General features: G+C 39.1%; 12 protein-coding genes and 2 pseudogenes. 10 read left to right on the forward strand and 4 right to left on the reverse strand.

What is annotated here, in order from left to right:
- Nucleotides 1-62 precede the first annotated feature (62 nt).
- The 3 genes from V7K32_RS10125 to V7K32_RS10135 all read right to left on the reverse strand — a co-directional run bounded on the left by V7K32_RS10125 (nt 63) and on the right by V7K32_RS10135 (nt 1321).
- Complete coding sequence (locus V7K32_RS10125; RefSeq protein ID WP_334992696.1) at nt 63-239, reverse strand: hypothetical protein; 177 nt, start codon at nt 237-239, stop codon at nt 63-65.
- A gap of 147 nt (nt 240-386) precedes the next feature.
- Nucleotides 387-707 carry a 2Fe-2S iron-sulfur cluster-binding protein gene (locus tag V7K32_RS10130; RefSeq protein ID WP_334992698.1) on the reverse strand — a complete coding sequence of 107 codons (321 nt, stop codon included), beginning with the start codon at nt 705-707 and terminating at the stop codon, nt 387-389.
- Between the two features lie 320 nt (nt 708-1027).
- Nucleotides 1028-1321 carry a helix-turn-helix domain-containing transcriptional regulator gene (locus V7K32_RS10135; RefSeq protein ID WP_334992767.1) on the reverse strand — a complete coding sequence of 98 codons (294 nt, stop codon included), beginning with the start codon at nt 1319-1321 and terminating at the stop codon, nt 1028-1030.
- 173 nt (nt 1322-1494) lie between these two features.
- Between V7K32_RS10135 and V7K32_RS10140 the strand changes: the two genes are divergently transcribed.
- A complete protein-coding gene (locus tag V7K32_RS10140; protein WP_334992700.1) occupies nt 1495-1638 on the forward strand; it encodes a hypothetical protein in 144 nt (47 codons plus the stop codon).
- Nucleotides 1639-1645: 7 nt separating this feature from the next.
- Here V7K32_RS10140 and V7K32_RS10145 read toward each other — a convergent pair whose 3' ends face one another.
- Complete coding sequence (locus V7K32_RS10145; RefSeq protein ID WP_334992702.1) at nt 1646-2419, reverse strand: Uma2 family endonuclease; 774 nt, start codon at nt 2417-2419, stop codon at nt 1646-1648.
- Between the two features lie 253 nt (nt 2420-2672).
- On the opposite strand from V7K32_RS10145, the gene V7K32_RS10150 reads away from it, so the two are divergent.
- From V7K32_RS10150 to V7K32_RS10190, 9 genes and pseudogenes are all read left to right on the forward strand, one after another.
- Nucleotides 2673-3206: a hypothetical protein gene (locus tag V7K32_RS10150; RefSeq protein ID WP_334992704.1), complete on the forward strand. Its 534-nt coding sequence runs from the start codon at nt 2673-2675 to the stop codon at nt 3204-3206.
- Between the two features lie 3 nt (nt 3207-3209).
- The gene (locus V7K32_RS10155) at nt 3210-3806 is read left to right on the forward strand and encodes a TIR domain-containing protein (protein ID WP_334992706.1); all 597 of its coding nucleotides are present in this window, start codon (nt 3210-3212) and stop codon (nt 3804-3806) included.
- Nucleotides 3751-4197, forward strand: a pseudogene (locus V7K32_RS10160) (DUF4351 domain-containing protein); the annotation flags it as partial. The gene V7K32_RS10155 and the pseudogene V7K32_RS10160, both read left to right, overlap by 56 nt.
- Before the next feature lie 556 nt (nt 4198-4753).
- The gene (locus tag V7K32_RS10165) at nt 4754-5149 is read left to right on the forward strand and encodes a hypothetical protein (protein ID WP_334992708.1); all 396 of its coding nucleotides are present in this window, start codon (nt 4754-4756) and stop codon (nt 5147-5149) included.
- A 90-nt stretch (nt 5150-5239) separates the two neighbouring features.
- A pseudogene (locus tag V7K32_RS10170) lies at nt 5240-5749 on the forward strand (DUF4351 domain-containing protein); the annotation flags it as partial.
- A gap of 425 nt (nt 5750-6174) precedes the next feature.
- Nucleotides 6175-8826 carry a bifunctional aconitate hydratase 2/2-methylisocitrate dehydratase gene (acnB, locus tag V7K32_RS10175; protein WP_334992769.1) on the forward strand — a complete coding sequence of 884 codons (2652 nt, stop codon included), beginning with the start codon at nt 6175-6177 and terminating at the stop codon, nt 8824-8826.
- A 57-nt stretch (nt 8827-8883) separates the two neighbouring features.
- The gene (locus V7K32_RS10180; RefSeq protein ID WP_334992710.1) at nt 8884-9330 is read left to right on the forward strand and encodes a DUF29 domain-containing protein; all 447 of its coding nucleotides are present in this window, start codon (nt 8884-8886) and stop codon (nt 9328-9330) included.
- Nucleotides 9331-9591: 261 nt separating this feature from the next.
- Nucleotides 9592-11382 carry a DUF262 domain-containing protein gene (locus V7K32_RS10185; protein WP_334992712.1) on the forward strand — a complete coding sequence of 597 codons (1791 nt, stop codon included), beginning with the start codon at nt 9592-9594 and terminating at the stop codon, nt 11380-11382.
- A gap of 284 nt (nt 11383-11666) precedes the next feature.
- Nucleotides 11667-12176: a universal stress protein gene (locus tag V7K32_RS10190; protein WP_334992771.1), complete on the forward strand. Its 510-nt coding sequence runs from the start codon at nt 11667-11669 to the stop codon at nt 12174-12176.
- Nucleotides 12177-12369 lie beyond the last annotated feature (193 nt).

Below are 12369 nucleotides of genomic sequence, written 5' to 3' on the forward strand. Positions count from 1 at the left end.
AGTGCTGAGTTATGAGTGCTGAGTTGATGAATCACAAGCCATCAAATATTGTCCAGACGCGATTAATCGCGTTTCGTAACAACGGCTTCAACTGTAGCTTTTTGTTCCTCAACATCCACAGAGGTAACTGCCCAACGCAGGGGTTCCCCTTCTTTCTTCAACTCTGTTTCAATTACTTCTAATAATTCTGCGGGAGTTTCTTGTAAATCAATTTCTGCGGTAATAAAATGAGTCGTCATCTTGGTATATCCTGTTGATTTGTACTTTCTAGAATAACTGATATCAGTTGCTATGAAATACTTATGTGATTTCTCAGTTTTGGTAATCTGCGTGAACAGTTATTCAGTTATGAATAATCATCCGATATACTGATAACTGCTCACTGATTATTTGCCTTTGCCAAATTGTAGCTGATAAACTATGTCTTCCTTTTCTGTCTGAAGTTTCAAATCAGAAAGGGGTTTGGCAACACAAAGCAATACGTAACCTTGCTTTTGCAAATCTGGACTAACGCCCATACCATCAGTTTGATCCACAGTTCCCTGGCTTATTTGACCGGCGCAAGTTGTGCAAACACCTGCATTGCAAGAATTCGGCAGTTCTAAACCAGCAGCATCAGCAACTGATAAGATGGTTTCATCTTCAGGAACTTGCAAAGTATGAATTTTGCCTTGGTGATTAATTTCTACGGTGTAAGTTTTGGACATATACAAAGGAAGTGTGATGCAACAGACAAATTTATTATCTTATCCGAATTTGTTAAAAATATCTAGATATTTACCATAAAATTTAGATTAAACGCTGATATTATAGCAAATAATTCGTAGAATAGTTAGATAAATTACTATAATTAACAGTTTGATGTTTTATCTTAAATTTTCCTTGCACTGACTTACGCACCAAACTGGCGATATCTAGCCGCACATTCTTGCAACATCTTACGATCGCTGTAAACCAACAATATAGACTATCTAGCGATGATTGGACTCACCAACAAACTTTGGTGATTAAGGTTACAACATTAAGCTTACGGCTTTACTGTTACTGCCAAATGTAACCCTAAAGCATCCAACAAAGAATTTAGACTGTAAAACTCAATTTCGCTTTTCTCTAATAGCATCTGGTCAAGTTTATTGTATAGTTTCTTGACTTGTGCAGAAAGCTGATCAACTCCACCATCCGCTTCTATGACATTTTTCAAAGCCTTACTTAACATTTTCGGATTGTTTTCTTCTAAAATAACTTCGATATAAACTGCTGCTTCTAGTGGATTTTTTAAGTCTTGAATCAGTTTTTCATGATAGTTTGTACTTTTAGGCATCATCGTTGAAATTTTCCCAAATGCGCGATCGCGTTATTCGTTATCATTGATCAATCCAGGGTACGATCGCGCCTGTTGCTGCGAAAATATGATTTCAGGCTGATTTTGCAGCGATGATGAGCTATTTTACTATAATAAACCTAAATAAATTAGTTAAATTTACTATAAATAATATGCGCGTAGGCGTAGCCCGCCGTAGGCATCGCGTTTCATTAGAGACTGTATCTGTAAGTCTGCCTTTTAGCATTGGTTCGATGGCTTGGAAAGTTGACACCACACAAAAGAAGGCGGCTTGGTCACTTTATGGCAAATTGTGAATTGTCTTTATAGATTATTAGGGTCAATATTTAATTCTCGTAACTTAGCGGCTAGGCGTTCCGCACGCTGTTTTTCTTGCTCTGCACGCTGTCTTTCTTCGTCCGCACGCTGTTTTTCTTGCTCTGCACGCTGTCTTTCTTCGTCCGCACGCTGTTTTTCTTCGTCTGCACGCTGTTTTTCCTGTTCTGCTAATTCTTGCGGTGTCGGCACTAACTGCCCTTGTGCCGTAAAATAGCGTAATTGATTATCCTGCACGCCTAAATATAAATCTAACTGCTGACTCCATAACCAACCTTGGGGGTTTGGTTCTATTGGTTGGTAATGAGCGTCTACTAAATGAAACCCCGCAAATTCTAAATTATTAGGGTCAAACCAAAAATACTCCGGTGTGCGAAAGATGTCTTGGTAGATTTGTTTTTTTAAGCCTTTGTCTGTGGTTTTTGTGGAAGACGAAAGCAATTCGACAATGATATTTGGATATTTACCGTCTTCTTGCCAAGTCACCCAACTTTTACGAGGTTTATTTTCGCATCCTAGCACCACAAAAAAGTCTGGCCCGCGAAATTCCTCTGATTTAAGCTGACGTTGACTATAATAAATTGTCAAATTCCCCGCCGCATAGAAGTCATTGCGGTTTTTCCACCACAATTCTAAGCATTGTAATAACAAAATAATTTGGCGTAGATGTAAATCGCTTTCCAATGGTGGTTCGTCACTATAGATATCTCCTGGTGGAAATATTATATCTTTTGCTGGTTCTAATTCTTGGGCAAGTGACATGACTTTCTTGGGGCTAGGGGTGAGATTTCGGATAAACGGCTACGGGTGGATGCATAGATGTAATTACTATCATAATCTTGCTGATTTATATTTATGCGCGATCGCATTATCCGTTATGATTGATCAATAATCAATGCAGAGTGCGATCGCGCCTGTTGCTGCGAAAATATGATCTCAGGCTGATTTTGCAGCGATGATGAGCTATTTTACTATAATAAACCTAAATAAATTAGTTAAATTTACTATAAATAATATGCGCGTAGGCGTAGCCCGCCGTAGGCATCGCGTTTCATTAGAGACTGTATCTGTAAGTCTGCCTTTTGGCATTGGTTCGATGGCTTGGAAGGTTGACACCACACAAAAGAAGGCGGCTTGGTCGCTATATGTGGAATTGGTGACGCGCATTGCTGTGCAACCATTAGAAGTTGACCAGGGTTTGGTACGAGAAGCTTTGAACTCTCTTTATAGTTTATTTGGTACAACCCGCGAAGTTCTCAAAGCAGCCGGGCTGAATGTGGGGGCTGCTCGTGATTCAGTGGGGGGAATTGCGTTGGCGCAGCCCGCCGCAGGCATCGCAGTGTTGAATAATGGGTTAAGGCCGTTTTTGGCTAAATGGCATCCGTTATTGCAAGCGTGGGAAGGTAGACGACCTGTAGGGGTGAGTCCCAAGGAACATGAGCAAAGTTGGTCTGAGGAACCCAAGTTGCGAAGTGAGTTGGAAGCTTTGCGCGGTGGGTTGGAAGATTACGCTAAGGCGTTGGCGGTAATTGCAGGTGTGGAGGATTAATAAGTGGAACAGTCTAATTATCAGCATGACATCTTTATCAGCCATGCAAGTGAAGATAAAGATGATTTTGTGAGACCACTAGCTGAAAAGCTACAACAAAAACACTATCGTATTTGGTATGACGAATTTTCTCTGACACTGGGAGATAGCTTAAGTAGCTCAATTGATAAAGGACTGAAAGAATCTAGATTTGGGCTAATTGTTATTAGCCCAAAATTTATCGAAAAACCTTGGCCGCAGAGGGAGTTACAAGGGCTGGTGCAGAAAGAATTGCAATATGGAAAAGTAATACTTCCAATATGGCATAAAGTTACATACAAGCAAGTTTCAGATTTTTCTCTAACTCTTGCTGACAAATTAGCGGCGAAGAGTTCCGAGGGTCTTGAGAATGTTACTAATCAAATTGTTCAAGCACTAAAAAAAGCTGGTGTAGTCGCCTTATCAGAAAGAGGTATTGACTACAACAGATACAACATACTGCGCGACCTACTAGAAGCAAAAAACTGGCAAGAAGCTGACAAAGAAACCTATGGGGTGATGATTCGCGATACACCAACTACCGCAAACACCAGAGACTTTGTGGTTGAGGCTTTTGGGTAGGGGAAGTGTGCAATCACAAGCGATTATCGAGTTGCAAGCGTTACCATTAGATCATCCATACCAGAAAGCAACCCTAGAATTAGTTTACAACTTGCGCGAAAATTTGAGAGTAAACCAACAATTAGAAGCAGATGATAGGGAGTTAATTATGCGACTAGAACCACTTTATCAAAGAGATAGAGAACAAGCCAAAGAAGAGGGAAGGCAAAAGGGAAGGCAAAAAGGAGAACAAGACTTAATACTGCGTCTACTAAATCGCCGTATTGGTGAAATTGATGCCTCATTAACCCTGCAAATTAAAGGTTTGTCCATTGAACAATTAGAGAATTTAGGAGAGGCATTGCTAGATTTTTCTAGTGTTGCTGATTTAGAAGCTTGGTTAAACCAATAATAATGTTGGGTTACCCCCTGGGGTAAGCAAGCTACGTTCCTCAACCCAACCTACGCTAGTTTTAGTTTTTAGCTTTAACTACACTATGTAGGGATGATTGCACTCACCAACAAACTTTGGTCATCAATGTTATAACATTGACTCTTAAGGTTACAGCATTAAGCCTTAAAGCTAGAACATAAAGCCTTAAGGTGATAACATTTAGGCTTCTAGGTTAAACATAAAGCCTTAAAGTTACAATATTAAGCCTTAGAGCTAGAACATAAAGGCTTAAGATTACAATATTAAGGCTTAAGATTAAAGCGATCGCTGTTGACAAGAAGCAAAGATGCGATGTCTACGACGGGCTATGCCTACGCTTATGCAACAATATTGTAGTTTTCCTGCAACTTAAACATAATATTATTTCCCTGAAAATCAACCTTTGGTGATTAAATACCGAAAAACTACCGACGTAAGTAAAAAAAAATATTTAAAAGACTGCGTTTTTTGCTGAACCAGAATATAGATTAATTGAGACACAATAGCTTTGTAGAGTTATTAAAGGTCTAAATTTATGTCTCGAAAAAAACGTAGTTCCCGGATTTTAGAAAAAGCTGAGTTTAGAGTTGCCGGACTGAAAGCTATCGATCCAAATATCAATTTTGAGCATACTTACAATTTGCAAAACCTGGCTCAGTTAATAGAGCAGTTTCATAATATGCTTGATAATTATAACGCTGCGATCGCAATGATTGACTCTTCTAAACAAAAGCTGGATGAAACGGAAAAAACTTTAAATCAGGTTTCAGACAAAATGCTGATGGGGGTTGGTTTTAAATACGGCAAAAACAGCACTGAATATGAACTTGCAGGTGGCGTTAGAGACAGCGAACGCATCCGTAAAAGCAGATTAACACGCTTAAAATCTAATACAGATAAAACATCAAATGAAAATACAATAACCGCTTAGTAAGCTAAAAATATTTTAATTTGCATCCTCGAAAAAATAAATTTCTTGTGGGGTGGGCATCTTGCCCGCCCTAATTGTGTAAATTAAATTATGCAAAAAGACAGTTGGTTGTCGGGAGTACATTTTCTCCCCGATGCCTTGCGGACAGCAATTGTGGCAATACACCAACTACCGCAAACATCGGAAACTTTGTGGTTGAGGCTTTTAGGTAGGGGAAGCGTGCAATCACAAGCGATTATCGAGTTACAAGCGTTACCATTAGATCATCCATACCAGAAAGCAACCCTAGAATTAGTTTACAACTTGCGCGAAAACTTGAAAGTAAACCAACAATTAGAAGCAGATGATAGGGAGTTAATTATGCGACTAGAACCACTTTATCAAAGGAACAGAGAACAAGCCAAAGAAGAGGGGAGGCAAGAAGGAAAACAAGACTTAATACTGCGTCTACTAAATCGCCGTATTGGTGAGATTGATGCATCATTAATCAAGCGAATTAAAGATTTATCCATTGAACAATTAGAGAATTTAGGAGAAGCATTGCTAGATTTTTCTAGTGTCGCTGATTTAAAAGCTTGGTTAAACCAACAATCAATCTAATTGATTATTACTAGACTTAACACAAGTGCGGCTGTACAGACTTGTGTTGAGCATCTCGACTTACCTCGGCTTACTTCGACTACGCTACTTTGGCTCCCTTCGGCTTCGCTCAGGGCAAGTCGCTCAGTACAAGTCAGTACAAGTCGCTCGGCACAAGTCGCTCGATGGAACCGGAGTCGAAATACAAAACCCACCAACCTGGGTTAAAAAGCCTTAATTTTCTCTTAGTCCACTGAGGTGGACGAGAGTTTGTTTAGTAGCAAATTCCATTCGCCCAATACTTTTTATTTGGTATAAAAAAACTTGTTAATAAGCGATTCCCAGTAAGGCTTTCAGCTATAAATATAAGCTAAACTTTGATAGCCAAGAATTGCCTAAAAATATTTCATAATTAAAGGGAGAAAATCCCAATGGAGAACACAAAAATGCTAGAACAATACCGTAAGCATCTTGCAGAACGCGGACAACTCGGTATTCCCGCCTTACCATTGGATGCGAAGCAAACCTCAGAATTATGTGAATTACTGAAAAATCCGCCAAAGGGTCAAGAGGAGATATTATTACATTTATTGAGCGATCGCGTTTCTCCGGGTGTAGATCCAGCAGCTTATGTCAAAGCTGGATTTCTCACCGCGATTGCCAAAAAGGAAATCACCAGTCCCTTGGTTTCGCGGATAGAAGCAGTGCAATTGCTGGGGACAATGGTAGGTGGTTATAATGTGCAATCCTTAATCGATTTATTGCAATTTCCCACGGTTTCCCTCTCAGATTCATCCGAAACACCTCTGGTAATGGGCGGACAAGGAAAGGAACCCATCGCCGCCTATGCCGCCAACGCCTTAAGCAAAATCCTCTTGGTATATGATGCCTTTCACGATGTTTTAGAGTTATCAAAAACCAATCCTTTCGCCAAGCGGGTGATAGACTCTTGGGCGGAAGCTGAATGGTTTACCCTCCGCCCCACAGTTCCAGAAGCGATTACCGTCACTGTTTTTAAAGTTCCTGGCGAAACCAACACCGACGATTTATCACCCGCCCAAAGCGCCACAACTCGCCCAGATATCCCCTTACACGCCTTAGTGATGTTAGAGTCACGCCAGCCGGGAAGTTTACAAACCATAGCCGAGTTGAAAAAGAAAGGGCATCCGGTAGCTTATGTGGGCGATGTTGTTGGTACTGGTTCCTCGCGTAAATCTGCCATCAACTCAGTATTGTGGCACATGGGAAATAATATACCTTTTGTGCCAAACAAACGCGCTGGGGGTTATGTTTTAGGTGGTGCGATCGCGCCAATCTTCTTTAACACAGCTGAAGATGCCGGTGCTTTGCCTATTCAGTGCGATGTCACCAAACTCGAAACCGGCATGGTAATTACCATCCATCCCTACAAAGGCGAAATCACCACTGATGTAGAGACGTTGCATGGAACGTCTTGCGAAGTCATTTCCACCTTTGCCCTCAAACCTGATACTATCCTCGATGAAGTCCGTGCAGGTGGACGCATCCCCCTACTTATCGGCCGTACCCTCACCGACAAAACTCGTCTTGCACTTGGTTTAGAACCCAGCACAGTTTTTACCCGTCCTCAGCAAGCCTTAGATACAGGTAAAGGCTACACCCTAGCCCAGAAAATGGTCGGTAAAGCTTGCGGATTACCTGGTGTGCGTCCCGGCACATCCTGCGAACCCATAATTACTACCGTTGGTTCCCAGGATACCACAGGCCCGATGACCCGCGACGAATTGAAAGAACTCGCCTGTCTTGGTTTCAGTGCAGACTTAGTGGTTCAAAGTTTCTGCCACACAGCCGCTTATCCCAAACCAGTAGACATCAAAACCCATCACGAACTCCCCGACTTTTTCGCCTCCCGTGGCGGTGTCGCCCTCCGTCCCGGTGATGGTATTATCCACTCTTGGTTAAACCGGATGCTGTTACCCGACACCGTGGGAACTGGTGGCGACTCACACACCCGCTTCCCTTTGGGTATTTCCTTCCCCGCAGGTTCGGGATTAGTGGCCTTTGCAGCCGCCTTGGGTGTGATGCCTTTAGATATGCCAGAGTCAGTATTGGTAAGATTTAAAGGTGAATTGCAACCCGGTGTCACTCTGCGGGATGTTGTGAATGCTATACCCTATGTGGCAATTCAAAAAGGTTTGCTGACAGCAGACAAGCAGAACAAGAAAAATATCTTCTCTGGGCGAATTCTGGAAATGGAAGGTTTGCCAGATTTAAAAGTTGAACAAGCCTTTGAACTTACAGATGCCAGTGCCGAGCGTTCTTGTGCCGGATGTACAATTAAGCTGAGTGTAGAGACAATTTCAGAATATTTGCGTTCTAACATAGCCCTGTTGAAAAATATGATCGCGCGGGGCTATCACGATGAGCGTACCATGCTGCGCCGTGTCGCAAAGATGGAAGAATGGTTAGCAAATCCCGTGTTATTAGAAGGTGATGCTGATGCCGAGTATGCTGAAATAATTGAAATTGATTTGAACGAAATCAAAGAACCAATTGTTGCTGCTCCCAATGACCCCGATAATGTTAAATTATTATCGGAAGTTGCTAATGATCCAGTGCAAGAAGTATTTGTCGGTTCTTGTATGACAAATATCGGTCATTATCGGGCAACAGCGAAAGTTTTAGAAGGCGCTGGTGAGGTGAAAACTCGCTTGTGGATTGCACCACCAACGCGGATGGATGAATACCAATTAAAAGAAGAAGGTGTATATAGCGTTTTTGGGGCTGCGGGTGCGCGTACAGAAATGCCGGGATGCAGCTTGTGTATGGGGAATCAGGCGCGAGTTGCTGATGGGACAACAGTGTTTTCTACCTCTACGCGCAACTTCAATAATCGCATGGGTAAAGATGCGCGAGTGTATCTTGGTTCAGCAGAATTAGCCGCAGTTTGTGCATTACTGGGGCGGCTTCCGACAGTGCAGGAATATTTGGATATTGTGGCGAGTAGAATTCATCCTTTTGCTGATGATTTGTATCGGTATTTGAACTTTGATCAAATCGCCGGTTTTGAAGATGAAGGGCGCGTGATTTCCAAGGAAGAACAAGCTTTGTTAGTATAGTTTAATTAGGTGGGTGTTATCCCCACCTAATTTGTAGCGTTTCCCAGAGGAATATTAATGACCATTCCATCTTTTATAAATGAAAAAAATCTTTATGAACAAGACTTTTACCTATGGACACAAACAATTGCCCAGCAGTTAAAAGAAAATAATTTTAATCAAATAGATATACCTAATCTAATTGAAGAAATTGAAAGCATGGGGAGAAGTGAAAAACGCGAGTTAAAAAATAGATTAATTGTGCTATTAATGCACTTACTCAAATGGCAATATCAACCAGAAAAACGTGGTGAAAGTTGGCGGAGTACCATTTATGAACAACGTATCTGTATTGAAACATTATTAGAAGATAGTCCCAGTTTGCAACCTATACTTGCAGAATTATTTGAAAATTGCTATCAAAAAGCTTGTCTTAAAGCATCTGATGAAACAGGGATTAAATTAAATGTTTTTCCTAAAGAATCTCCGTTTACATTAGAAGAAACTTTAAAAAATAATTATTAAGTTGGAGGAATGAATTTTACACTGTTATATCATGTCTGTTTAATTACTTATTAAAGCCGAAGAACCCCACCCCGCCAATGTCGTTGAGAAAATTAAGCCGTTTGAGGGGGATTTATGTTGGTATCTCAATTTCAATGAAATTAAGGGGTTTGAAGATAAAGGTCATCTGATTTCTAAGGAACCGGAAGCTTTGTTAGTATAGTTTAATTAAGGTTAGTTTTATACCCACCTTGTTAATCTTACACAGCTATTAACCAGTTTATGTCAACTATTCCTACCATTGAGTCAAAAAATTTAAGCATTTCAGGTGTATTTCAAGATTTTTATACTGTCCCAGATTTTCAGCGTGAATACATTTGGAAAAAAGATAATGTTACAAAACTACTTGAAGATTTATTTGAAGGATTAGGTTTATATGAAGGAGAACTTACTACAAATTCTTCCGAATATTTTCTAGGGTCAATTGTTGTATGCCCAGATTCTACCGATGATAAAAAAACTTTTCAATTAATAGATGGTCAACAAAGATTAACAACTATATATTTGATTTTCTGTGCTATCAGAGATCATATTCAGAAATTAGGAGATAAATCAAAAGCCATAGAAGATTTAATTATGGGTTCTACACATGATGTTAATACTGGTGATGATATTGATAAATATCGTTTATCACTCCAATATGACAGTTATGGTGCAAATGTTATGAAGTGTATATTGTTGGGTAAAAATATCGATCGTTCCTTATTACAATCATCTCAATCAGCAAAAAATATAGATACAGCGTGGAAGATAATACAAGATTTCGTATCTGAAAACTTAGAAGACAACTTAAAACATTTAAAATATGTTTTTGCAACTATCAGCAACCGAGTTAAATTGATTAGAATTGAGAGTCCTAATTTAAGTAATGCTCTGAAAGTTTTTGAAACTATTAATGAAAGAGGTGTTGGATTAACCCCAGTTGATTTACTCAAAAATTATTTATTTATTCATACAGCTAAAGATACTGATCGCGAAAAACATTGGCTTACTTTAAAGAACAAGTGGGAAGAACTTTTAAAGAAGTTATATCAAAATAATCAACAACCATTACAATTTTTACGCTATTACATAATATCGCATTATCAAATTGATTTATCTAACAATTTTCCAGAAGAGGAAATATATGATTGGTTTTTAGAAAAGGGAGAAGAATATCAAATTCAGAAAGAGCCTATTAAGTTTTTAAATGATTTAATTATAGCAGCAGATCATTACTGCCAATTTACTCAAGGTAAAAATGTTGATGGTTCAGAAAACATATATCTCAAAAATATTTCCAAGATACAAGGCAAGGTAAGGCAACATTTTATATTATTACTGGGAGGACGTTTTTTAGAAATAAGTTTATTTAATAAGTTATCCTCGTATGTTGAAAATTTGCTTTTTGCTTATACAATCACAAGAAAAGCAAGGTGTAAAGATATTAATCTTACTCGTGAATTTGCAAAATGGGGAAGAATTTTAAAGGGAGTCAAAACAAACGATGAATTGGATAGTTTTATTAACAAATACTTGAAGCCAGAACTAGAATCTCTAAAAGAAGATTTTAAAAGCTCATTAATTGAAATATCATCTACAAATTTAATTAAGTTTAGATTGAAATATATTTTAGCTAAAATTACTCAATTTGTTGAGGATCAAGCATTTGGAAACGCTAAACCTCTTGATTGGTATTTAGATAAATCAGTTACTATAGAACATATTTTACCTCAGTCTCAAAAAGATATTTATTCTGAAAGATTGGGTAATTTAACTTTATTGGAAAAAACCATCAACAGTTCCATTTCTGATAAATACTATCATGATAAGGTATCAGGATATAGAGAATCACAAATAATAATCACTCGTTCTTTAGCGGGAATACCTTCGGTTGGTAATAATACACAGTTAAATCGTGCGATGAATGATCTTAATTTAGTCAATTTTACAACATGGGATCATAGCTCTATTGATAAACGTCAACAAATTTTGGTCAACATTGCTATAAAAGTTTGGGGTATGGAATTATAGAACTTGTTATTATTCTGATGAAAGCTACTTCACAGCATAAACCCTTCACAAAATTGAGCGAATTAAACTTAACCGTAAAAGTTTGGCTTTTGAACGTTCTGTAGAAGTTCGCACCCTCCCACATTCCACACAGACCTAACCCCCCAGCCCCTTTCCATACTAGCGTTGGGGGAGAAATCCGGCTCCCCTCTCCGCTTCAAAGAGGGATTGGGGGAGAGGTCAATGCACGCGATCGCGGTAAACTATTTAAAGTCAATTACGAATCAAATCAGAGATTTATTATGATGTTTAAAAAGATTCTAGTTGGATTAGATCGCTCAGAAATAGGACAACAAGTTTTTCAAGAAGCGTTAGATTTAGCAAAGTTAACACAGGCTAGCTTAATGCTACTGCATGTCCTATCTCCCGAAGAAGAAGGTAGTCCTTACCTACCTATGCTGTCTAATTTAGACTACTATCCGGGATTGAGCAGTCAAAACTTCGAGTTATACGAAAAGCAATGGGATACCTTTAAAAATCAAGGAATCCAAATGTTGCAATCTTTCTGTGCCCAAGCTAACACAGCAGATGTTACTACAGAATTTACCCAAAATATTGGTAATCCTGGTCGAATTATTTGTGACTTGGCTAGTAGTTATGGCGCTGACCTAATTGTTATCGGGCGGCGGGGTCATTTTGGGCTGATGGAACTATTTCTCGGTAGTGTGAGTAACTACGTTCTTCACCATGCTCCTTGTTCAGTACATGTTGTACATCTTTCAGTTACTCATAAAACAGATGAAGTTGTTAAATAAACTCTAAGCATTTTCAGCGTTAACTAACTACTACTTTGTGAAGCTAGTAATTAAGAGTTTGTGGTAAAGACTTTAGGGCTTAGAAAATAAAGACTAAAGTCCAAAATTAGAGTTGAGAGCGAAAAGTCAATCTATTTCCCCCAATTGGTCAGGGGATTAAGGGGGATCTTTAAAGTCTATGCACCTGAACCGA

Source organism: Nostoc sp. (assembly GCF_036917635.1).
In the GTDB taxonomy this organism is placed as follows: domain Bacteria; phylum Cyanobacteriota; class Cyanobacteriia; order Cyanobacteriales; family Nostocaceae; genus Nostoc.

Coding starts and splice junctions, on each gene's coding strand:
- V7K32_RS10125 (WP_334992696.1), bottom strand. CDS start 239: ATGACGACTCATTTTATTACCGCAGAAATTGATTTACAAGAAACTCCC.
- V7K32_RS10130 (WP_334992698.1), bottom strand. CDS start 707: ATGTCCAAAACTTACACCGTAGAAATTAATCACCAAGGCAAAATTCAT.
- V7K32_RS10135 (WP_334992767.1), bottom strand. CDS start 1,321: ATGCCTAAAAGTACAAACTATCATGAAAAACTGATTCAAGACTTAAAA.
- V7K32_RS10140 (WP_334992700.1), top strand. CDS start 1,495: ATGCGCGTAGGCGTAGCCCGCCGTAGGCATCGCGTTTCATTAGAGACT.
- V7K32_RS10145 (WP_334992702.1), bottom strand. CDS start 2,419: ATGTCACTTGCCCAAGAATTAGAACCAGCAAAAGATATAATATTTCCA.
- V7K32_RS10150 (WP_334992704.1), top strand. CDS start 2,673: ATGCGCGTAGGCGTAGCCCGCCGTAGGCATCGCGTTTCATTAGAGACT.
- V7K32_RS10165 (WP_334992708.1), top strand. CDS start 4,754: ATGTCTCGAAAAAAACGTAGTTCCCGGATTTTAGAAAAAGCTGAGTTT.
- acnB (WP_334992769.1), top strand. CDS start 6,175: ATGCTAGAACAATACCGTAAGCATCTTGCAGAACGCGGACAACTCGGT.
- V7K32_RS10180 (WP_334992710.1), top strand. CDS start 8,884: ATGACCATTCCATCTTTTATAAATGAAAAAAATCTTTATGAACAAGAC.
- V7K32_RS10185 (WP_334992712.1), top strand. CDS start 9,592: ATGTCAACTATTCCTACCATTGAGTCAAAAAATTTAAGCATTTCAGGT.
- V7K32_RS10190 (WP_334992771.1), top strand. CDS start 11,667: ATGTTTAAAAAGATTCTAGTTGGATTAGATCGCTCAGAAATAGGACAA.